Genomic DNA, 19726 nt, shown 5'->3' on the forward strand with positions numbered 1-19726 from the left:
CCGGTGGCGGCTCCGCTTCCCGAGGTCGTCGTCTTCGACGTGGTCGGCACGCTGTTCGACCTGGCGCCGGTCGAATCGGCGCTGGCCGCCCAGGGGGCGCCGCCCGACACGTTGGAGGCGTGGTTCGAGCGGTTGCTGCACTCCGCCGCGGCCCTGACCCTGGCCGGTGAGTTCGCCCCCTTCGCCGAGATCGCGAGGTCGACGCTCGCCACCACGAGCGCGCGCGTCGGCGTCGAGGTCGACGCCGACGCGGTGCTGGCCTCGTTCCGGGAGCTGCCCCTGCAGCCCGGAGCGCGCGAGGCGGTCGGCACGCTCGCCGCCGCGGGAATCGAGGTCGCCGCGCTCACCAACAGCGGCGCCGACCAGGCGCGTTCGCTGCTCGAGCGCAGCGGGGTGCTCGGATCCTTCGCCGAGGTGCTCTCCGTCGAGGCCGTGCGGCGGTACAAGCCCGACCCGTCGCCGTATCGTCACGCGCTCGAGCGGCTCGGGGTCTGCGCGGAACGTTCGGCGTTCGTCGCCGCGCACGCATGGGACGTCGTCGGCGCCGCGAACGTCGGCATGACCGCGATCTGGGTCTCGGCACACGAGCGCATCTGGCCACTTCCGCGGCGGGCGGGAGTCGAGGTCGCCGACCTCCGCGCCGCGGCGGAGCGGGTCCTCGCGGGGCCACCCGGCGCCTGATACCGCGCCGCTCTGAATCGGCGCAGCCGCACGTGCATCGAACCCGGTAGCGGCGGCGAGCGGGCCGTCCGGCCGGCGGCCCGCCGCGCAGCGACCCGAGCGGAGGAGAACGAATGTCAACGACCGAGGGCGAGACCGTGCGCGTCGACCGCGACGAGGTCTTCCTCGAGCTGACGAGATCGATCTGCCCCGTCTGCAAGCGGGTCGTCGACGCCGAGGTGAACGTGCGCGACGGCAAGGTCGTGATGCGAAAGCGCTGCCCGGATCACGGGCCTTTCGAGGCCCTCGTCTACTCCGACGCCGACCTCTACCTGTCGACGATCCGGTTCAACAAGCCCGGCACGCTTCCGCTCGAGTTCCAGACCGAGGTGCGGGACGGCTGCCCGCTCGACTGCGGGCTCTGCCCCGAGCACAAGCAACACGCCTGTCTGGGCGTGATCGAGGTCAACACGGCGTGCAACCTCGACTGCCCGATCTGCTTCGCGGACTCCGGACACCAGCCGGACGGCTATTCGCTGACGCGCGAGCACGTCGCCGCCATGCTCGACGCGTTCGTCGCCGCGGAGGGAGAGCCCGAGGTCGTCCAGTTCTCGGGCGGCGAGCCCACGATCCACCCGGACATCATCGAGTTCGTCGAGATGGCGTACGCCCGCGGCATCACGCACGTGATGCTGAACACGAACGGCATCCGTCTCGCCCGCGACCGACGCTTCGCGCAGGAGGTGGCCCGGGTCGGCGCGCACCTCTACTTCCAGTTCGACGGCTTCGACGAGTCCACGCACCGCGCCATCAGGGGCAGGGACCTGCGTGCGGACAAGCTGCGTGCGCTCGACCACTGCGCCGAGCTCGGGATCGGCGCGATGCTCGTCGCCGCCGTCGAGCGCGGCGTCAACGAGCACGAGCTCGGCGCGATCGTGCGCTTCGGCGTCGAGCATCCCGCGGTCATGGGCGTCGTCTTCCAGCCCGTCACGCACGCGGGCCGCCATGTCGAGTTCGATCCGATGCAGCGGCTCACGAACGCGGACGTGATGCACGCGCTCGCCGCCCAGCTGCCCGACTGGCTCGCCGTCTCCGACTTCGTCCCGGTTCCGTGCTGCTTTCCGACGTGCCGCAGCATGTGTTACGGGCTCGTCGACGGGAGCTCGTTCATCCCGATCGCCCGGCTCGTCGACGTCGAGGAGTACCTCGACTACGCCGCCAACCGCGTCGTCCCCGACCTGGAGATCCGCCATGCCCTCGAGAAGATGTTCTCCGCCTCGGCGACGCCAGGGGTGGAGCAGGCACTGCTCGCCTGCGAGAGCTGCGGCATCGACCTGCCGAAGGCGCTCGAGGCGATCGAGCGGCACGCGTTCATGATCGTCGCGCAGGACTTCCAGGACCCGTACACGCTCAACGTGCGGCAGCTGATGAAGTGCTGTGTCGAGCAGATCACGCCGGACGGGCGGCTGATCCCGTTCTGTGCGTACAACTCGGTCGGGTACCGCGAGCAGGTGCGGGCGGCGATGTCGGGAGTCGAGGTGCCGACCCTCGTGCCGAACGCGACACCTCTCCAGCCGCTGCTCGAGCTGACGCGCTACGGCTCGAAGACGGTGCCTGTTGCCGACCGCTCCGCCCGGTCGTCGGCGGGCAAGGGGAAGGTGGGGCGGTGACGCTCGCCCCGTCGCAGATCAAGGCGTGCTGCGCCGCCACCTACTCCGGCCCGGTCGCGCGCTTCCTGCTCGGGGACACGTTTCACCCGGGAGGGAGCGCGCTCTCGAGCCGGCTGCTGGCGGCGCTGCAGGTCGACGCAGCGGCGACGGTGCTCGACCTCGCAAGCGGGCCGGGGACGAGCGCGATCCTCGCCGCGCGACAGCTCGGGTGCACCGTCGTCGGGGTCGAGCTGTCGGCCGAGAACGTCGCGGCTGCCGGCGACGCGGCGAGGCGCGCGGGCGTCGCCGCACGCGTGCGCTTCGTCCAGGGTGACGCCGAGTCACTCCCGCTCGGGGACGCGAGCATCGACGGTGCGCTCTGCGAGTGCGCCTTCTGCCTCTTCCCCGACAAGACCACGGCCGCGGCCGAGCTCGCCCGCGTGCTCACGCCGGGAGCCCGGCTTGCGCTCTCCGACGTGACGGCCGACCCCGAGCGGCTGCCGGCCGAGCTGTCCGGGATCAGCGCATGGGCGGCCTGCGTCGCCGATGCCCGGCCGCTCGACGAGATCGCCGCGCTCCTCGAGCAGGCCGGCCTCGTCGTCGAGCACAGCGAGCGTCAGGACAGGCTCGTGAAGGACGTCGTCGCGCGCGTCGAGGCGCGACTCCGGCTCGCCCGGCTCCTGGATCCCGGGCTCGCCCGCGACCTCGGCCCCGGCATCGAGCGCGGCCTCGCGCTGATCCCGACCGTGCGAGAGGCGATCGACCGCGGGGCCCTCGGCTACGGGATCGTCGTCGCGCGGCGGTGACGAGGTGACCGAAGGGGAGCGCTGGGCGCTCGAGCTGCTCGCCGAGCTGCGAGCGGCGCGCTTTCGCCCGCGCGCGTGGGCGCGCTTCCTCGCCGCCGCGCTCGAGCGCGCCGCGCTCGAGCGCCGCCTGCACCGGCGCGCGCACCGGCAGACGCTCGCGCTGACGTTCACCGGGCTGGCCGCGTGGGCGGTGCCGGCCGTGCTGGGACACGCCGCGCTCGGCCTCGCCGGGGCGGGGTGGCTCGTCGCGACGATGCTGATGGTCGACTGGCACCTCGGCATGCTGGAGACGCCCGACGGCCGCCCGCTCGGCCGGCTCGGCCTCGCGAACACCGTCACCGTCGCGCGCGGCGCTGCCGTGCCGATCCTCTTCGCGGTGGACGCCGGCGGGCTGCTCGTCGCGCTGGCGCTGTTCGGCGCTCTCGACGTCGTCGACGGCGCCCTCGCGCGCGGGCTCGACGAGCGCACCCGCCTCGGGGCGTGGCTGGAGGGCTCGCTCGACAGCCTCGTCGCCGTCGCCTTCGCCGCCGCCGCCGCGCGGATCGGCGCGATACCGGCATGGCTGACGGCGCTGATCCTCGCCCGGGTCGCCGTGCCGTGGCTCGTCGTCGCCTGGCTCTACGTCCTCACGCCGTCTCCTCCGCAGGCCGCCGGCGCGGTCCGCGCCCCGGGGTACGCCGCCCGCGCTCCCGGTGTGACCGCCGCGATCGGGCTCGCGCTCGCGCTCGCCGGCGAGGATGTGGGTGTGCCGGTCGCCGCGATCGCCGCCGGCGTGTCGATTTTCCCGTTCGCGCTCGCCGTCGCGCGGTCACGCGCGCCGGCTGCCGCGGGCGCTGCACCCGGTCCGGCCGCGGGCGCTCTCAGATCTGGAAGCCGCTGAAGCGCGCGAGCCCCGCGGTGAAACGGGTCAGATAGCCCGTCGAGAGCAGGATCCCGAAGACGACGAGCGTGCCGCCGGAGACGAGGCCGACGACGCGGCGATGCCGCCGGAACACGGACACGAAGCCGAGCGCCCTCGTGAAACCGAGCCCGAAGAGCAGGAACGGCACCCCGAGTCCGATGGAGTAGACACCGAGCAGGATCGCTCCCTGTCCCGCGTTGCGCCCGGCGGCGGAGAGGGCGAGGATCGCCGCGAGCGTCGGGCCGATGCACGGCGTCCAGCCGACGCCGAACGCCACCCCGATCACCGCCGGCGCCGCGAACCCTCCGCGGCGCTCGACGTGGAAGCGCTTCTCGCGCAGGAGGCTCAGAGGAAGGGGAACGCCCGCGTAGATGAGGCCTGCGAAGGCGATGAAGACGCCGGCGACGATCTCGAGCGTGCGGCGGTTGGTGAGGAGGACGTCGCCGAACCACGCCGCGCCGGCCCCGAGGAGGACGAACATCGAGCCGAAGCCTGCGATGAACGCTGCGGTTGAAGAGACGACCCGGCGCGGCTGCGCTCCGATCTCGTCGAAGCCGACGCCCGAGACGAGCGACAGGTAGCCGGGCACGAGCGGGAACACGCACGGCGAGAGGAACGAGAGGAACCCGGCCGCGAAGGCGGCCACGAGCGCGGCGGGGCCGAACTCGATCGCGAAGACGACGGATCCCATGCTCGCTCTGATGTCGCCCGCTGCGCAGACGTTTCACACGGTCGCCCCGCGCGAGCGGGCGAGCTCGGCGCGAGGCGCCTGCCGGCGGTCGCTGAATCCTTTCCTTCGCCGATCGCATCGAAACGCCTGATGACACGACACCGAAGGAACCGGGCATGAGCCAGAAGAAGGCACGGGAGGTGCGCCGCGTGAAGGCAACTCCCACGAGCAGCAAGGCAGCCGGCCACTCGCGGCTCCTGGTCGCGGCCGGCGCCGTCGTGGTCGCGGCGCTCGTCGGCGCCGGAGTGCTGGCGACGCGCAACACCGGGCCGGCTCAGGCCGTACAGGTACAGACCGCTTCGAGCTCGGTGGTGTCGATCTCCGGCACCGACCCGATCAGCGGCAAGCCGATCAGCCTCGCCGACTACGCCGGGAAGCCGGTCGTGCTGAACGTGTGGGCCTCCTGGTGCCCGGGCTGCAGGGCCGAGGCCATAGATCTGCGCACGTTCGTCGCGCGGCACCCCGAGGTGCAGACGATCGGGATCGACCAGCGGGACACGAAGGGCGACGCCGGCGGCTTCTACCGCCAGTTCGGCTGGACGCACCCGAGCATCTTCGACCCCGACGGGAGCATCGCGGCCTCGCTCGGGCTCCAGGGGTTGCCGACGACCTACTTCCTCGACCGCAATCACCGCGTCGTCACGCAGATCGTCGGCGCGACGAACCTCGCCGGGTTCGAAAAGGGGCTCCAGGCCGCGCTCGCAGGCGCGTGATGCCTCAGAGCCGCCGACGATCGCCGTCGTCGTCGCCCTCGACCAGGGAACGCCCGAGCGGGAACAGCCGGCTCGCCGCCTGCTGCACGCCGACGCTCATGGTCGGATAGGCGTGGATCGTCTGCGCCAGGCGGCCGGCGAAGGCGTCGACGCGCATCGCGAGCGCGCACTCGTGGATCAGCTCGCCGGCGCCGCGCCCGACGATCTGCGCACCGACCAGCCTGCCGCCGCCGGCCCAGCCGAGCAGCCGCCGCTTCGCGGTCACGAGCTTCACGAAGCCCTCGCTGCGCCCCGCGATGCGCGCCCGGTCGACCCGGGTCATCGGGAACGCGACCGCCCGCACCGCCCCGGCCCCGTGACGCTCGCGCGCTTCACGCTCGCAGAGGCCGACGCTCGCGACCTCCGGATCGACGAAGACGACGCTCGGGACGACGCGCAGGTCGCGCTTCGCCCTCTTCCCGGCCGCGTTGCGGCCGGCGACCGCACCCTCGTGGGCGGCGACGTGCGTGAGGATCGAGCCGCCGGTGACGTCTCCGGCCGCGAAGACGTTCGCCACCGACGTCCGGCAGCGCTCGTCGACGCGCACGAACCCCCGCTCGGTCTCGACACCGATCGCGTCCAGGCCGAGCGCGGCGGTCGTCGCCGTCCGGCCGGTCGCGACGAGCAGGACGTCCCCGAGCACGGTCTCGCCGTCGAGATCGAGCGCCACCTCGTTGCCGCGGCGTGACGCCCGCCGGATGCGATGCCCCAGGCGCAGCTCGACGCCTTCGCGGCGCAGCGAGCGCTCGACGAGCGCCCCGACCTCCGGATCGTGCTGCGACAGCAGCTTCTCGAGCTGTTCCACGACGGTGACGTGGCTCCCGAAGCGGGAGAACGCCTGGGCGAGCTCGATGCCGATCGCGCCGGCGCCGACGACGAGCATGCGCCCGGGGAGCGCCTCGAGATCGAAGATCGTGCGGCTCGTCAGGTACGGCACGGCATCGAGCCCGGGGACAGCCGGCGTGGCGGGGGCGGTTCCGGTCGCGATCACGAAGCGCCGCGCGCGAATCTCCCGCTCCCCGACGAGAATCCGATGCGCGTCGACGAACCGCGCGTCGCCGTGGATCACCTCGATCCCGCGCGCGCTGAACCGGTCGACGCGCTCGTCCGCGGCGACCTCGGCCACGATCCGGCGCTGTCGCTCGCGGACTGCTGCGAAATCGAGCCGGGGCTCAGCGACCAGCACGCCGGCGCGAACGAGCTCGCCGGCGTCGGCAGCAGCCTGCGCGACGTCGATCAGCGCCTTCGACGGCACGCAGCCGTAGTAGGTGCAGTCGCCGCCCAGCCGCCCCTCGCGCTCGACGAGCGCTACGCGGGCACCCTCGTGGCCGGCGGCGAGCGCGGCCGTCAGCCCCGCCGTTCCACCGCCGACGACGGCGACGTCGAACGAGAATGGTGGTCGCGGGAGCCGACGCTTCTCCGGATCGTGGCGAGCGCCGCGCCACCCCGGCTCGGCATCCGTCACAAGTCTTCGCGGCGGATTCGCTCGACGACCACGCGGGCCGCAGACCCGGAGAGCTCGGCGTCATCTCGGCGACCCAGCTCGCGAACGCTCTCGACGGTGCGGACGAGCGACGCGTAGAGCGAGCGGCAGCGCCGGCAGTAGCGCAGATGCCTGCGCACACGCCGCTCGCGCCGCGGCGGCAAGGAGCCCTCGAGATGATCGGAGAGCCGGTCGCGAGTCTCCTCGCACGATCCGTTGATCGGACGAATCAGCGTGCTCACGATCAGTTCGATGCCTGTGCCCGCCATCTCGATTCACGGATGATAGGCGGTCGCTCGCCGATCGAGACGGGCGCATCGCGTCGTGCAACGGCTTCGAGCCCGCGCCCGGGCCGGCTGCGGCGCAGGGCGGAGCGCACCGAGCCGTCTGCCACACTTCGCCGGTGCGCGTAGTCATCGCAGACGACCACAGGCTGATGCTCGACGGGATCCGGCGGGCGCTCGAGGCAGACGGCGGCTTCGAGATCGTCGGCGAGACGCAGAACGGCACCCAGGTGCTGCCGATCGTGTCGCGCACGACGCCGGACCTCGTGCTGCTCGACGTCCGCATGCCGCACATGGACGGGCTCGCCTGCCTCGACGAGATCCGCAGGCGCCACCCGGCGACCAAGGTGGTGATGCTGTCGGCGTCGACCTCGCAGGAGCTCGTCGAGGCCGCGCTGCGACGGGGCGCGAGCGCCTACATCTCGAAGAGCGTCGACCCGGTCGACCTGCCCTCCACGCTGCGCCAGGCGATCGAGGGCAACGTGTTCAGCGCGACGCCGCTCGCCGGCGAGGCCGAGGCGGGCGGCGCCAGGGCGGCGGGCCTGACGGAGCGGGAGACGTCGATCCTGAAGACCCTTGCCCGCGGGCTCTCGAACGACGAGATCGCGAAGGAGCTGTGGGTCACCCAGCAGACGGTGAAGTTCCACCTGACGAACATCTACCGCAAGCTCGGCGTCAAGAATCGCACGGAGGCGACGCGGCTCGCGTACCAGCAAGGGCTCGTGGAGAGCCCGCTCTACGGCGACGAGTAGCACGATCGGATCCGCGCGCGAGACGTCGCCGGTGGTCGCTCCACCGTCGCGCAGCCGCGGCCGGGCGGCCCGCCTCGTGGAGATCGGCGTCGACAACAGCCTGCTCGTCGTGCTCGTCGCGGCCCTGGGGACGATGCTGCTCGGCCTCGCGCCGCAGATCCTCGTCGGCGACAGCTGGATGACGCTCGTCGCCGGGCGGGAGATCGTCCAGCACGGCCTTCCCGGCCGCGAGGCGCTCACCGTGATCCCGTCCGGACGCACCTGGACCGACCAGCAGTGGCTCGCCCAGCTCGCCTTCTACGGAGCCTACGCCGCCGCCGGGCTGCGGGCGACGCTGCTCCTCCACGTCGTCCTCGTGACGGCAGCCACGGCGATCGCGATCGGCGCCGCGCGCCGGCGCGGCGCCACCGCGCGCAGCACGCTGCCGGTCGTCGCCGCCGGCCTGCTCGTCGCTCCGTGGTCGTGGACGCTGCGGGCGCAGGCCGTCGCGCTGCCGCTGTTCGTCGTGACGCTCGCCCTGCTCGCCTCCGATCGCGAGCTGCGGCGGCGCCGCACGCTCCTCGTGTTCCCGCTCCTCGTGCTGTGGGCGAACGTCCACGGGTCGGTCGTCCTCGGCGCCGCGATCGCGACCTGGGCCGGCCTCATCGGCCTCGGCGAGCTCATGCTGGGCCGCCCCACCCGCGCGACGGCCCGGCGCTGCGCGGCGCTCGTGCTGCTGCCGTGGGCCTGTGTCCTCGCGACGCCGTACGGCACGGCGGTCGCCGGCTACTACAAGCTCATGTTCGTCGACAGTCCGGTGGCGAAGGCGGTCACCGAATGGCAGGCGCCGAAGCCGCACGGCTACCAGATCGCGTTCTTCGTCGTGGCGCTCCTGACCGTCGCGGTCGCGGTCATGGGGCGACGGCGGCTGTCGCTCTTCGACCTCGGCGTCCTCGCGCTCACGCTCGCGGGCTCGCTGCGCAGCGCGCGCGGGATCGTCTGGTTCGCGCTCGCGCTGTCGGTGCTGCTGCCGGTCGCGCTCGACGCGGTTCTCCCGCCCGACCGGGCACCGGTGCGGCGGCGCACCGGTCTCGTGCTCTGCGTCGCGGCCTGCGTGACGCTCGCGACGGCGGTTGCCGTGTGGGTGCCGCGCGGCGACGGCTGGTATGCGAGCGAATGGTCGTCCGAGGGCGCGCGCGCGGTCGAAGCCGCGCTGCCCGGCCTCCCGGCGGGCCGGGCCGTGCTCCCGAGCGACCGCCACGCCGACTGGTTGCTGTGGAAGGTGCCGTCGTTGCGCGGCCGCATCGCCTACGACATCCGCTTCGAGCTCCTCGACGACCGCGAGCTGGCGACGCTCGCGCTCTTCAAGGCCGTGCGGCCCGGCTGGCAGCGAGCGGCGGCCGCGTATCCGATCGTGGTCGTCGATCCGACGGAGGACCGTCGCCGGGTCGCGATCCTGCGCCGGCAGGGAATGCGTCTGCTCTACCGCGGCCGCGGCATGGTCGTGCTCGCGCGCGGATCGAGCGCGGCCGGCGCGGCCGCTTGACGGCGGCCCTCCGGAGCGAGTGCGAGCGCCACCGTCGATGCCGCCACCCCGAGGGCCGTGGCGGTCTGCCAGGCTTCGCCGTTGCCCGTGCCAGGGACGAGGACGAACGCGATCGGCACTAGCCAGGCCGGCGACAGGCGGGGGCGCATGACCGCGACCGGCGCGAGCAGCAGCGCGTAGGAGTGGAGCCACACGATCGGCGAGGCGAGGATCATCGCGAACGCGGCCAGGCCGAACGCGCGCCGGTCGTCGCCGCGCCGTCCGAGCAGGAACGCGGCAACGAGCGCTGCGAGCGCGACGGCGGCCCACGCCGCCCGCGCCAGAGCCGGATCCACGCCGGCATCCACGAGGATGGCCTTGACGGTGTAGCTGTCGGAGGCCACCGAGCGGCCCAGTCTGCTCAGGCTGGCCGGATAGCCGGCGAGGCCCGAGAAGCCGAGCAACCCCCACAGGGCGAGGGTCACAGCCACGGCGACGGCCGCCGTCCACACGGCGGCCGCGACCCGGCGCGTGGCCGCGAGCCACGCGAGCAGCGGCCAGCAGAGGATCTTGGCGGCGATCGCCAGGCCGCCCGCCGCGGCGACGCCGCACAGGGAGTCGCGCCTGCGCCAGCAGATCGCGGTGCCGAGCAGGAGCAGGATCGTGACGTTCCCGGTCTGGACGGCGGCGAGGACGGGCGTCCACAGGAACGCCGCCCCGTAGCAGCGCCAGTCACGCACGCCGAGGAGCCACAGCGACGCCGGGACGGCCGCCACGAGGAGCGCGGCGAAGACGATATCCGGCCCGGGCACGAGCGTGAACGGCGTGAGGGCGAACGCGGCGAGAGGCGGGTAGCCGAATCCGGGGTAGGGCGAGGCTCCGGCGGCCACTGCTCGCGCGGCGGGGAGCAGCGTCCGCTCGAAGTCGACGCCGAGCAGACCGCGGCGGTAGTGGTACGAGAGAAAGGGCGGCACGATCGCCAGCGGAAGCGCGAGGAAGAGGACGAGGTCGCGCAGACGGCGGGGCGACGGGCGCCCTCGCAGAGACGACCTGCTCGGCAGTCTCACGATCTCACCGTACGGAGTCGCACCCGCGCCGCCAGGGCGCTGCAGCATTGCATCCCGGTCGAGACGATCCTAGACTTTTCGCCAGTTGCCGGATTCGGCCCCGCGCCGCAGAGTGACAGAGCGTCGGCGGCCGGGGAGCGCATCGCTTCTTGCTCCGGCGGATGGACGGAACGTCGATAACTGCGGCAGGGGAGGGTTTCACATGCAGGATGTTCTCAACGCGGTGGCTGTGCGGCTGCAGAACGCGTGGTTCCAGGTTCGCGAGGAGGAGCGCGGCCAGGGCCTCGTCGAGTACGCGCTGATCATCGCCATCGTCTCGCTCGGCGCGATCGCTGCGCTCACGTTCCTGAAGGGCACCATCACGGGCCTCTTCAGCAAGGCCGGGAGCACCATCAACGGCGTCACCGTCGGCGCGCCCTAGATCGATGTCTGCGATGGGATGGCAGCCGCCCCGTGGGGGCCGGCTTCCATTCCATCGTGTAGGACGGCCTTTCGTGCCAGAGCGGCACGGCGAGATGCGGGAGAGCGGGGCCGGCTGGAGACACAAACGAAAAACGGGGGCGTTACAACATGAGAACTTCGTTGAGATCCCTGGCCGGCCGCCTTTGGAGCCCTGTGCGGCGGCTGCGGGCGAGCGAGTCCGGACAGGGGCTCGTCGAGTACGCGCTCATCATCGCGATTGTCTCGCTCGGCGCGATCGCGAGCCTGACGTTCCTGAAGGGCAGCATCACCGGTCTCTTCAGCAAGGCGGGGAGCAGCATCAGCGCCGTCGCGGTCGGAGGCGGCGGCGGAGGAGGGGGCGACACCACTCCGCCTTCCATCGTGATCAACTCGCCGTCCGACGGTCAGACGGATGTGGACGATAAGCCGACCTACTCGGGGACCTGTGGCACCGCTGCAGGCGACCTGACGACGATCAACCTCACGGTGACGTACGTCAGCGGGCCCAATGCGGACTCGAACAGCCCGTACGTGCTGAGCGCAACGTGTAGCGGAGCCGGGACGTGGTCCGTCACCCATCCGAATTCACCAAAGCTCAAGAAGAAGGACGTCTACAACGTGACCGCCACTCAGGCCGACGGTTCGGGCAACGTCGGCAGCGATACGAATCAATTCACGGTCAAGGACTAGCAACGCGCAGACGATCACCTGCCTGGTCGGCGACGACCGAAACGGTCGCGAGGGGTGACCGGACACCGGTCACCCCTCGCTGAGGATCCGGGCCGCCGCCCCACAACCGTCACCAGGCCGAAAACGTTGCATTCCACGCCGGCGGCGCTAACCTGAGGTCGTCTATCGTCGTATCGGGCCGGGAGACGAGCGGGCGACGGACGCAAGGAGAAGGGGGACTGCGGTGCGACACCGCTCGGTGCGGGGGGAGCGAGGCCAGGCGACGGTCGAGTTCGCCATCGTGATCCCGCTCCTGCTGCTGCTCGTCGTCGGGCTGTTCGAGTTCGGCAAGACGTTCAACTACTGGCTCAACCTCAACCACCTCGCGAACGAGGGCGCCCGCTGGGCGGCGGTCGACAGGGTTCCGGGCAACCAGACGCCGACGGGCGACGATATCAAGGCATACATCCGGAGCCAGATCCTCACCGGCGAGCTGCAGACGAATGTCGGCTCGTCCGGGATCACGCTGTGCTTCGACGGCGCGAGCCCGACCCAGCCGCAGGTCGGCGACGCGGTCACGGTGGCCCTTGCGGCGCCGAACCCGATCAAGCTGCTCTCCGACGTGATGAACATCACGATCCGCGGCAAGGCGACGATGCGCCTCGAGCAGGCGCCGACCGCGGACAAGCTCGCCGGGTGGGTGAAGTGCGCCAGCTGAGACGCGACGAGCGCGGCAGCGTGCTCGTGGTCGTGGCCGTCGCCGTGCCGACGCTGATGGTGATCATGGCGATGGCGATCGACTTCGGGAACTGGTGGGTCCACAAGCGCCAGCTCCAGAACCGCGTCGACGCCGCCGCGCTCGCCGCCGGCGTCGCCTACGGCACGCTGTTCAAGGACTGCGCGACCAGCCCCGACGCGACGGGCGCCGCGATCACGAACGTCGCCAAGCAGTACGCCGGCGTCGGCAGCAGCTACAACGCGAGCGTCAACGACCCGGCCAAGCTGACCGTGAAGGTGAACGCGACGAGCCTCGACACGGCCGACGGCAGCGCCGGCGGGCCGTGCAGCGCCCACGCGGCCGACGACATCTCGCCCGCGGGCAGCTACTGGACCGAGGTTGCCGCGCGCGAGAACAGGGTGGCGAGCTTCTTCGCCGGCTTCGGCGTGCCGACGCCGACGATCGCCGCCCGCGCGCGCGTGGCGCTGATGCGGGCGAGCAGCGCGAGCGGCATGCGGCCGTTCGTCCTCGCCGACGCGGCCGCCGTCTCGTGCGTGAGCGCGACCTACCCGAACGGCACGGTCGCGCTGGCGCGCGTCGGGGGCAGCACGACGCAGTGGAGCGGGACGCCGTCGTTCACCATGCCGGGTGCCGACGCGCCGATCTCGATCAAGGTCGGCTGCGGCTCGGGCGCGCCGAGCTACCCGCAGAGTGCCTACGTCACGCGCGTCCAGACGAGCGGGCAGCAGCCGCGGCTCACGAACATCCGGCTGCAGCCGGCGGCCGCCTCCTCGTGCACGAACGGGAACCCGTACTTCATCCCGCGCAACGGCGCGCCCTGCCAGATGACGGTGACCGCGACCGTGTCCTTCGCGAATTCCAACAACCAGTTCGTGCGTGCACAGGTCGGCAACGACAACCCCTTCAACCTCACCCACGGCTCGGGCAACGACTGGTCCGGAACGTTCACCGTCAACCCCCGCACCGGCGTCGGCCCGAACGGCGCCCAGCCCGTCAAGATCCTGGCGCGCAACACGGCGAACGGCAGCTACTCCACCATCGGGGAGGCGCGGATCCAGGCGGGCACGGCCGCCAACCAGGGCCCGATCGCGAACGTCGTGCTCCAGAACTACGCGAGGGCGACAGGGCAGCCCCTCGGCCAGATCACCGTCACGCTGCGGGGCCTCAATCCGAACGAGGTCGTGACACCCGACGCGGGTGCCGACTGCGGCTCCGGCAACCTCTCGAGCCAGTTCGACAACGGCTGCAGCGGCCCGTTCCAGATCAAGTCCGGCACGGCCCCCTGCCGCACGACGGCGCCGTTCGACTGCCTCGGAGGGATCGGCGACGGTGAGCTGTCGACGCTCTCGGACGGGAACGACAACAGCAACTACAACCGGCGCTGGGCCCCGGGCTCGAGCTGCACCGCCAACCGCTGGCCGAGCAACATCTCGCCCGGCGACCCGCGGCTCGTGACCGTGTTCCTCACCGATGCTCTCCCCGCCAAGCAGGACGGCAACGACGAGTACCCGATCACCGGCTTCGGCGCGTTCTACGTCACCGGCTGGGACGGCGCCCCGTCGCGCTGCAACGGCCAGAACGACCCGCGACCCGACGATGCGGCGAGCGGCGCCGTCTGGGGCCACTTCCTCAAGCTCGTGCTGCCGTCCGCGAACGGCACGGCGGGCACAGAGCCCTGCAACCCCGGCGATTCGGCCGCGTGCGTCGCCGTTCTCGTAAGGTGAGACGTACGCCCCGGGTAGACAGGAGCAGCGGAAACCGCGATAACGAGAAGGGGCGGGCGGATGACGTCGGGGGCCGTGGGAAATGGAGATGAGATGCAGCAGACGGTGAGCAGCGTGTCGGCGGCGCATCCCGGGCGCCCTTCGGACGAGAGGACACCCCGCCGCGGGACGGGGAGGGCGTAGCGTGGCGAACGCGATCCGCACGCTCGTCGTCCTCGACGCCGGTCTCAGCCACGACCGGATCCTCGGCGCGCTGCCCGACGACGCGAACGTCGACGTCGTCAGCGTCGTCGAGGGCATGGACGCGGCCGGCCGTGCGCTCGAGAGCACGGACTGCGACGCGCTCCTGATCGCCTGCGAGGGGTACTCGGACCGGGTGCTCTACCTGATCGAGAGCGCCGTCAACCAGGACGGAGAGCGGCCCGTCATCGTCCTCTGCGAGGGGTCGTCGAACGGCTTCGTCCAGCGCGTCTTCGAGGCCGGCGCCGAGGACATCCTGATACTCCCCCAGCCCGGGAAGGCGGTCTCGTTCACGATCCAGAAGGCGCTCGCCCGCCGGGGAGGCGCGCGCGTGCGCGGCTCGGACACGGGTCGGCTGGTCGTCGTGCTCGGACCGAAGGGAGGCACCGGCAAGACCCTGACCTCGACGAACCTCGCCGTGGCGATGCAGGACGCGGGCGAGCGGGTCGCGATCGTCGACCTCGACCTGCAGTTCGGCGACATCGCGCTCTGCATGGGCCTCCCACCCGGGAAGACGATCTACGACGTGGCCGCGTCGGGCCACATCGACGCCGCCGCGCTCGACGCGCACATGGCGACCCATGTCTCCGGCGTCCGCGCCCTGCTGGCCCCGAGCCGGCCCGACCAGTCGAGCGCCGTCTCGGTCGAGACCGTGCGCGAGGTGTACGCACTGTTGCGGGACACGTACGACGCCGTCATCGTCGACACGCCGCCGGGCTTCACGCCGGAGGTGATCGCCTCGATCGACCTCGCGACCGACCTCGTGATGGTCGGGATGCTCGACTCGCTCTCGCTCAAGAACACGAAGCTCGGGCTCGAGACGCTCGAGCTGATGGGCTACGACCCGGACCACATCCGGCTCGTGCTCAACCGCGCGCACAGCCGCGTCGGCATCTCGACGGGCGACGTCGGCACCGTCCTCGGCCGGCCGCCGGACGTGCTCGTCCCCAGCGACCGCGAGATCCCCCGCAGCGTCAACGAAGGGGTGCCGATCGTCACCACCCGGCCGCAGTCGGCGGCGGCCGTCGCCTTCCGCCGCCTCGCGGGGTTCTACACCGACGCGGAGATAGCGGAGCCGGTGGCCGCGGCCGGCGCCACACGCGGGCTCCGCGTCTTCGGAAGGAGAAAGTAGATGGAGCTGCACGAGCGCCTCACGGCCGCGCGGCCGGTCGCACCCGCCAACCTCGAGCCGTTCGCCGAGCTGAAGAACCGCATCCACATGCGGGTGATCTCCGAGCTCGGGCCGCAGCTCTCCGACGTCGCGACGGACCCGGCGGCACTGCGCGAGCGCGTGGCCGTCGACATCAGGCGCAATCTCGCCGACGAGGTCGGCATCTCGCGCGACGCGCGCGAGCGTCTCGCCGGCGAGATCGCCAACGACATCCTCGGCTACGGCCCGCTGGAGCGGCTCCTCGCCGACGACACGATCACCGAGATCATGGTCAACGGCCCGGCCGAGATCTGGATCGAGCGCCAGGGCCGGTTGTACGAGACGACCGTCCGCTTCAGCGACGAATCGCACCTGCGGCGGATCATCAACAAGATGGTCGCGCAGGTGGGACGCCGCGTCGACGAATCCTCGCCGATGGTCGACGCGCGGCTGCCCGACGGCAGCCGCGTCAACGTCATCATCCCGCCGCTGTCGCTCTCCGGCCCGCTGCTGACGATCCGCAAGTTCTCCAAGAAGCGGCTGATGCTCGACGACATGCTGCGCATCGGCACCATCTCCGAGAAGGCCGCCACGTTCCTCACGCACTGCGTCCAGGCGGAGTTCAACATCCTCATCTCGGGCGGCACGGGAACCGGCAAGACGACCCTGCTGAACGCGCTCTCGGCCGCGATCCCGAGCACCGACCGCATCGTCACGATCGAGGACGCGGCCGAGCTGCAGCTGCACCAGAGCCACGTGCTCCGCCTCGAGTCGCGCCCGAAGAACATCGAGGGCGACGGCGAGATCCAGATCAGGGACCTCGTCCGCAACTCGCTGCGCATGCGTCCCGATCGGATCATCGTCGGCGAGGTTCGCGGCGCCGAGGCCCTCGACATGCTCCAGGCGATGAACACCGGCCACGAAGGGTCGCTGACGACGGTGCATGCGAACTCCCCGCGCGACGCGCTCGCACGCATCGAGACGATGGTGCTGATGGCGGGCCTCGACCTCCCGATGCGCGCGATCCGCCAGCAGCTCGCGGCCGCGCTCGACCTGATCATCCATCTCGAGCGGCTCGAGGACGGCTCCCGGCACATCACCCTCATCACCGAGGTGCAGCGGATGGAAGCCGACGTGATCACGCTCCAGGACATCTTCGAGTTCCACGTCGACTCGATCATCGACCGGAGAGTCAACGGAGCCCTGCTGCCGACGGGCCTGCGACCGGGGCAGATGGGAAAGTTCGAGCGGCGCTCGATCGCCGTCTCGCCGGACCTCTTCGTGCGCGACGAATACGGCGGCATGCGCGAGAAGCGAGAGCGGCGATGAAACCCGACCTGCGCGGAAGGCGGGCACGGGGGCCGGCGCCGTCGTGAACGTCGTCGCCTCGACCCTGGGCGGAACCGCCGGGATCGTCCTCGCGAGCGCCGTCCTGACGATGGTCGTCGCGACGACCGTGCTCGTCGTCAACGACCAGCGCCGGCGGCGCAGCGTCCGCTGGCGCGTCGCGCAGTTCGTCGCCGACCCCGGTGACGCGCTCGCGACGGTCGCGAAGGCGGCGCCGTCCGGGCGGGACGGAGGGCGGCCGCAGGAGCAGCCGACCCCCGAGAGCCGCGTCAGGAACCTCCTCGCGCCCGAGGTCGAGATCGCCGGCATCGACGTCTCCTCGGCCCGCATCGTCCTCCTCACCCTCGCCGGCTCCGCGCTGCTCGGCCTCGTCGTCGCGCTGATCCTGGGCACGCCCTGGGGCCTGGCGTCCGGCCTCCTCGGGCCGCTCGGCACGCGGGCGTACGTCTCGGCCCGGGTCAGGCGAACGCGGAAGACGTTCGTGGAGCAGCTGCCGGACAACCTCGACGTCGTCTCGTCCGCGCTGCGGGCAGGCCACAGCATCGTCGGGGCGCTGTCGGTGACCGTCGAAGCCGCGGACGAGCCGTCGCGCAGCGAGCTCGGGCGGGCACTCGCCGACGAGCAGCTCGGCGTCCCCCTCGACGCCGCGCTGCACGTCGTCGCGCAGCGGATGCAGAACCGCGACCTCGAGCAGGTCGCGTTCGTGGCGCGGCTGCAGCGCGAGGCGGGGACGAACGCCGCGGAGGTGATCGACCAGGTGTCGGAGAACATCCGCAACAGGATGGAGCTGCTGCGCATGGTGCGCACCCTCACCGCACAGGGCAGGATGGCCCGCTGGATCGTCTCGCTCCTCCCCGTGGGCCTGTTCCTCGCGATGTACTCGATCAACCGCGACTACCTGCGCCCGCTCTGGGAGACGACCGGAGGCAAGCTCGCCATGGTCGTCGCCGCCCTCATGGTCGTGACGGGATCCCTGATCATCAAGCGCATCGTCGAGATCGAGGTCTAGATGACCACGCTCGCGCTCGCCGTCGCCGTCTTCCTGCTCGCGACCGCGGTCGCGGCGATCGTCTGGGTGTTCGTGCGACCGACCTCGGGCACGCGGCGCACGCTCGGGCAGATCGGCAAGTACGGCTTCTCCGGCCGGCCGCTCGAAGAGCGCGAGGAGCGGCGGCGGCCGCGCTCGGCCGCGGATCTGGTCTCGCTGCTCGGCGACGCGATCGCCGCCCGCCACGGCCCGCAACGCGAGGAAGCGATTCGCGCGAAGCTCGTCTCGTCGGGTCTCTACACCGTCACCCCACGAACGTTCTTCGCCGCGCAGGGAATCGGGGCGGTCTCCTGCCTCGGGCTCTGGGCCGTCCTCGGCGCCTTCTCCGGCGTCAAGCCCGTCATCTACGTCGTCGGGCTGCCGGTGGCGGCACTGTTCGGCTGGGCCCTCCCCTCGATCGTGCTGGCGCGGCGCCTGAAGACGCGCTACCACGAGATCGACAAGGCCCTGCCCGACCTGATCGACCTCCTCGTCGTCACCGTCGAGGCGGGCATCGGCTTCGTCGGGTCGCTGCGGATGGCGTCCGAACAGCTCGACGGCCCTCTCGCCCAGGAGCTTCGCCTCACGCTGCAGGAGCAGAGCATGGGTCGATCCTCGGCCGAGGCGCTGGAGGGACTCGTCCAGCGTGCCGACACGCCGGGCATCCGCTCGTTCGTGCGAGCCATCGTGCAGGGCGAGCTCCTCGGCGTCTCGATCGGCCAGATCCTTCGCAACCTCGCAGCGGAGATGCGCAAGAAGCGCAAGGCCAGGGCGGAGGAGCAGGCCCAGAAGGCGCCCATCAAGATGCTCTTCCCGCTCGTGTTCCTCATCTTCCCCGCCATGTTCGTCGTCCTTCTGCTGCCCGCGCTGATCTCGATCAAGAACACGCTCGGGAGCTGAGGTGCGCCGCCGTCACGGGCTGCTGACACTCCGTCGCGAAGACGGCAGGATCGTCTGCGAGCGGGTCAGGGTCGCCGACACGATGCTCCGCCGCATGCGCGGACTGCTCTTCCGCCGATCGGTGCAGAGCGACGAGGGTGTCGTGCTGCGCCCATCCTTCTCGATCCACACCGCGTTCATGCAGTTCCCGATCGACGTCGTCTTCCTCGACCAGGACCTGCGCGTGCTTCGCGTCGCGGCCTCCGTGCGACCGTTCCGCACCGCGTCCTGCCGGGGCTCGCGGGAGGTCGTCGAGCTGCGGGCCGGCGAGTGCGAGCGAAGAGGCCTCCGTGTGGGCGACCGCGTCGCCTGGGCGTCGGCGACGCCGGCGGCGCCCCCCGGCCCGACTGCCGCGACACCGGAATTCGGCGAGAGCAGGCGCTCGCGCGGCCTCCTCGCGAGCCGCGACGCGCGCTTCCTCAAGCTCGCGCGCTTCCTGCTCGACGGCCAGGGGATCGACCTGATCGGCAGCGTCCAGCCGAACGCCCTCGTGGGCGCGCTCGACGCGGCCGAGAGGCCCGATCTGATCGTGCTCGACGTCCACGAGGAGGCCGCCGCGGGGTTCGCGACCGCGAACGCGGCGCGGGCGCTGAGCCCCGACGTGCCGATCTTCCTCGTCGGCGCTCCCGACGTCGCGGCACGCGCGGCCGTGGGAGTTCGCATCTACGACAAGTGGAACGAGACCGAAGAGCTGGTCGCGGCGATCACGGCCGCGCTCGCAGCCGAGGCGGCGTACGAGCGCCCCTCTGCCTGACCCTGCCGGCCCGTCGCGAAAGATCCCCCTTGCGGGATCGCCGTTGCTGAGCCACGCTTCGGCTCGACGGCTCCGGGTGGATCCCGGGAGCGGCCCGCGGACGAAGGA

Annotated in this window: 20 protein-coding genes; 16 read left to right on the forward strand and 4 right to left on the reverse strand. The window is 71.7% G+C overall.

The features are described 5' to 3' along the window. Nucleotides 1-3: 3 nt before the first annotated feature. The 4 genes from Gocc_RS10655 to Gocc_RS10670 all read left to right on the forward strand — a co-directional run bounded on the left by Gocc_RS10655 (nucleotide 4) and on the right by Gocc_RS10670 (nucleotide 3995). Entirely contained in the window at nucleotides 4-681 is a 678-nt protein-coding gene (locus Gocc_RS10655; RefSeq protein WP_181813578.1) for a haloacid dehalogenase type II, read from the forward strand. A 137-nt stretch (nucleotides 682-818) separates the two neighbouring features. Further along, nucleotides 819-2330, forward strand: coding sequence for a radical SAM protein (locus Gocc_RS10660; protein ID WP_422717996.1), 1512 nt, complete (start codon nucleotides 819-821; stop codon nucleotides 2328-2330). Then, on the forward strand, nucleotides 2327-3115 hold the full coding sequence (locus tag Gocc_RS10665) for a class I SAM-dependent methyltransferase (protein WP_114796557.1): 789 nt from the start codon (nucleotides 2327-2329) through the stop codon (nucleotides 3113-3115). The genes Gocc_RS10660 and Gocc_RS10665 overlap by 4 nt, the downstream gene beginning before the upstream one ends. Before the next feature lie 4 nt (nucleotides 3116-3119). Further along, nucleotides 3120-3995 carry a CDP-alcohol phosphatidyltransferase family protein gene (locus Gocc_RS10670; RefSeq protein ID WP_114796558.1) on the forward strand — a complete coding sequence of 292 codons (876 nt, stop codon included), beginning with the start codon at nucleotides 3120-3122 and terminating at the stop codon, nucleotides 3993-3995. On the opposite strand, the gene Gocc_RS10675 is transcribed toward Gocc_RS10670, so the two are convergent. Then, nucleotides 3976-4707, reverse strand: coding sequence for a cytochrome c biogenesis CcdA family protein (locus tag Gocc_RS10675; protein WP_114796559.1), 732 nt, complete (start codon nucleotides 4705-4707; stop codon nucleotides 3976-3978). The genes Gocc_RS10670 and Gocc_RS10675 overlap by 20 nt on opposite strands. A gap of 155 nt (nucleotides 4708-4862) precedes the next feature. Here Gocc_RS10675 and Gocc_RS10680 point away from each other — a divergent pair, with 155 nt between their 5' ends. After that, nucleotides 4863-5459 (forward strand): TlpA family protein disulfide reductase, encoded by a 597-nt coding sequence (locus tag Gocc_RS10680; protein WP_114796560.1) that lies wholly within the window; start codon nucleotides 4863-4865, stop codon nucleotides 5457-5459. 4 nt (nucleotides 5460-5463) lie between these two features. Here the strand turns inward: Gocc_RS10680 and Gocc_RS10685 are convergent, their stop codons facing one another. Continuing rightward, nucleotides 5464-6963 carry a dihydrolipoyl dehydrogenase family protein gene (locus Gocc_RS10685; RefSeq protein WP_114796561.1) on the reverse strand — a complete coding sequence of 500 codons (1500 nt, stop codon included), beginning with the start codon at nucleotides 6961-6963 and terminating at the stop codon, nucleotides 5464-5466. Next, on the reverse strand, nucleotides 6960-7250 hold the full coding sequence (locus tag Gocc_RS10690; protein WP_114796562.1) for a zf-HC2 domain-containing protein: 291 nt from the start codon (nucleotides 7248-7250) through the stop codon (nucleotides 6960-6962). The genes Gocc_RS10685 and Gocc_RS10690 overlap by 4 nt, the downstream gene beginning before the upstream one ends. Nucleotides 7251-7384: 134 nt before the next feature. Here Gocc_RS10690 and Gocc_RS10695 point away from each other — a divergent pair, with 134 nt between their 5' ends. Together Gocc_RS10695 and Gocc_RS16215 are read left to right on the forward strand one after the other, a co-directional pair. Then, complete coding sequence (locus Gocc_RS10695; RefSeq protein ID WP_114796563.1) at nucleotides 7385-8017, forward strand: response regulator; 633 nt, start codon at nucleotides 7385-7387, stop codon at nucleotides 8015-8017. Nucleotides 8018-8048: 31 nt separating this feature from the next. After that, nucleotides 8049-9542, forward strand: coding sequence for a hypothetical protein (locus Gocc_RS16215; protein ID WP_181813579.1), 1494 nt, complete (start codon nucleotides 8049-8051; stop codon nucleotides 9540-9542). Here the strand turns inward: Gocc_RS16215 and Gocc_RS10705 are convergent. Continuing rightward, nucleotides 9479-10588 (reverse strand): glycosyltransferase 87 family protein, encoded by a 1110-nt coding sequence (locus Gocc_RS10705; RefSeq protein ID WP_181813580.1) that lies wholly within the window; start codon nucleotides 10586-10588, stop codon nucleotides 9479-9481. The two genes, Gocc_RS16215 and Gocc_RS10705, sit on opposite strands and share 64 nt — an antisense overlap. 202 nt (nucleotides 10589-10790) lie before the next feature. Between Gocc_RS10705 and Gocc_RS10710 the strand changes: the two genes are divergently transcribed. The 9 genes from Gocc_RS10710 to Gocc_RS10750 all read left to right on the forward strand — a co-directional run bounded on the left by Gocc_RS10710 (nucleotide 10791) and on the right by Gocc_RS10750 (nucleotide 19618). Then, nucleotides 10791-11009, forward strand: coding sequence for a Flp family type IVb pilin (locus Gocc_RS10710; protein WP_220150574.1), 219 nt, complete (start codon nucleotides 10791-10793; stop codon nucleotides 11007-11009). Between the two features lie 194 nt (nucleotides 11010-11203). Further along, the gene (locus Gocc_RS16220) at nucleotides 11204-11719 is read left to right on the forward strand and encodes a Flp family type IVb pilin (protein WP_181813581.1); all 516 of its coding nucleotides are present in this window, start codon (nucleotides 11204-11206) and stop codon (nucleotides 11717-11719) included. Nucleotides 11720-11942: 223 nt separating this feature from the next. Beyond that, nucleotides 11943-12416, forward strand: coding sequence for a TadE/TadG family type IV pilus assembly protein (locus tag Gocc_RS10720; RefSeq protein ID WP_181813582.1), 474 nt, complete (start codon nucleotides 11943-11945; stop codon nucleotides 12414-12416). Beyond that, complete coding sequence (locus Gocc_RS10725) at nucleotides 12395-14161, forward strand: pilus assembly protein TadG-related protein (protein ID WP_147281275.1); 1767 nt, start codon at nucleotides 12395-12397, stop codon at nucleotides 14159-14161. The genes Gocc_RS10720 and Gocc_RS10725 overlap by 22 nt, the downstream gene beginning before the upstream one ends. Nucleotides 14162-14345: 184 nt before the next feature. Beyond that, on the forward strand, nucleotides 14346-15533 hold the full coding sequence (locus Gocc_RS10730) for a CpaE/TadZ family protein (protein ID WP_114796567.1): 1188 nt from the start codon (nucleotides 14346-14348) through the stop codon (nucleotides 15531-15533). After that, nucleotides 15534-16880: a TadA family conjugal transfer-associated ATPase gene (locus tag Gocc_RS10735; RefSeq protein WP_114796568.1), complete on the forward strand. Its 1347-nt coding sequence runs from the start codon at nucleotides 15534-15536 to the stop codon at nucleotides 16878-16880. Nucleotides 16881-16923: 43 nt separating this feature from the next. Further along, nucleotides 16924-17907 (forward strand): type II secretion system F family protein, encoded by a 984-nt coding sequence (locus Gocc_RS10740; RefSeq protein ID WP_114796569.1) that lies wholly within the window; start codon nucleotides 16924-16926, stop codon nucleotides 17905-17907. Continuing rightward, entirely contained in the window at nucleotides 17908-18825 is a 918-nt protein-coding gene (locus Gocc_RS10745) for a type II secretion system F family protein (protein WP_114796570.1), read from the forward strand. A gap of 1 nt (nucleotide 18826) precedes the next feature. Then, a complete protein-coding gene (locus Gocc_RS10750) occupies nucleotides 18827-19618 on the forward strand; it encodes a DUF192 domain-containing protein (protein ID WP_114796571.1) in 792 nt (263 codons plus the stop codon). Nucleotides 19619-19726 lie beyond the last annotated feature (108 nt).

Origin of the sequence: Gaiella occulta, from assembly GCF_003351045.1 — a bacterium.
GTDB lineage: Bacteria > Actinomycetota > Thermoleophilia > Gaiellales > Gaiellaceae > Gaiella > Gaiella occulta.

Bases quoted from the DNA above. Each gene is read 5' to 3' on its own strand.
- Gocc_RS10735 (WP_114796568.1), top strand. From the start codon at position 15,534: ATGGAGCTGCACGAGCGCCTCACGGCCGCGCGGCCGGTCGCACCCGCC.
- Gocc_RS10745 (WP_114796570.1), top strand. From the start codon at position 17,908: ATGACCACGCTCGCGCTCGCCGTCGCCGTCTTCCTGCTCGCGACCGCG.
- Gocc_RS10680 (WP_114796560.1), top strand. From the start codon at position 4,863: ATGAGCCAGAAGAAGGCACGGGAGGTGCGCCGCGTGAAGGCAACTCCC.
- Gocc_RS10675 (WP_114796559.1), bottom strand. From the start codon at position 4,707: ATGGGATCCGTCGTCTTCGCGATCGAGTTCGGCCCCGCCGCGCTCGTG.
- Gocc_RS10690 (WP_114796562.1), bottom strand. From the start codon at position 7,250: ATGGCGGGCACAGGCATCGAACTGATCGTGAGCACGCTGATTCGTCCG.
- Gocc_RS10710 (WP_220150574.1), top strand. From the start codon at position 10,791: ATGCAGGATGTTCTCAACGCGGTGGCTGTGCGGCTGCAGAACGCGTGG.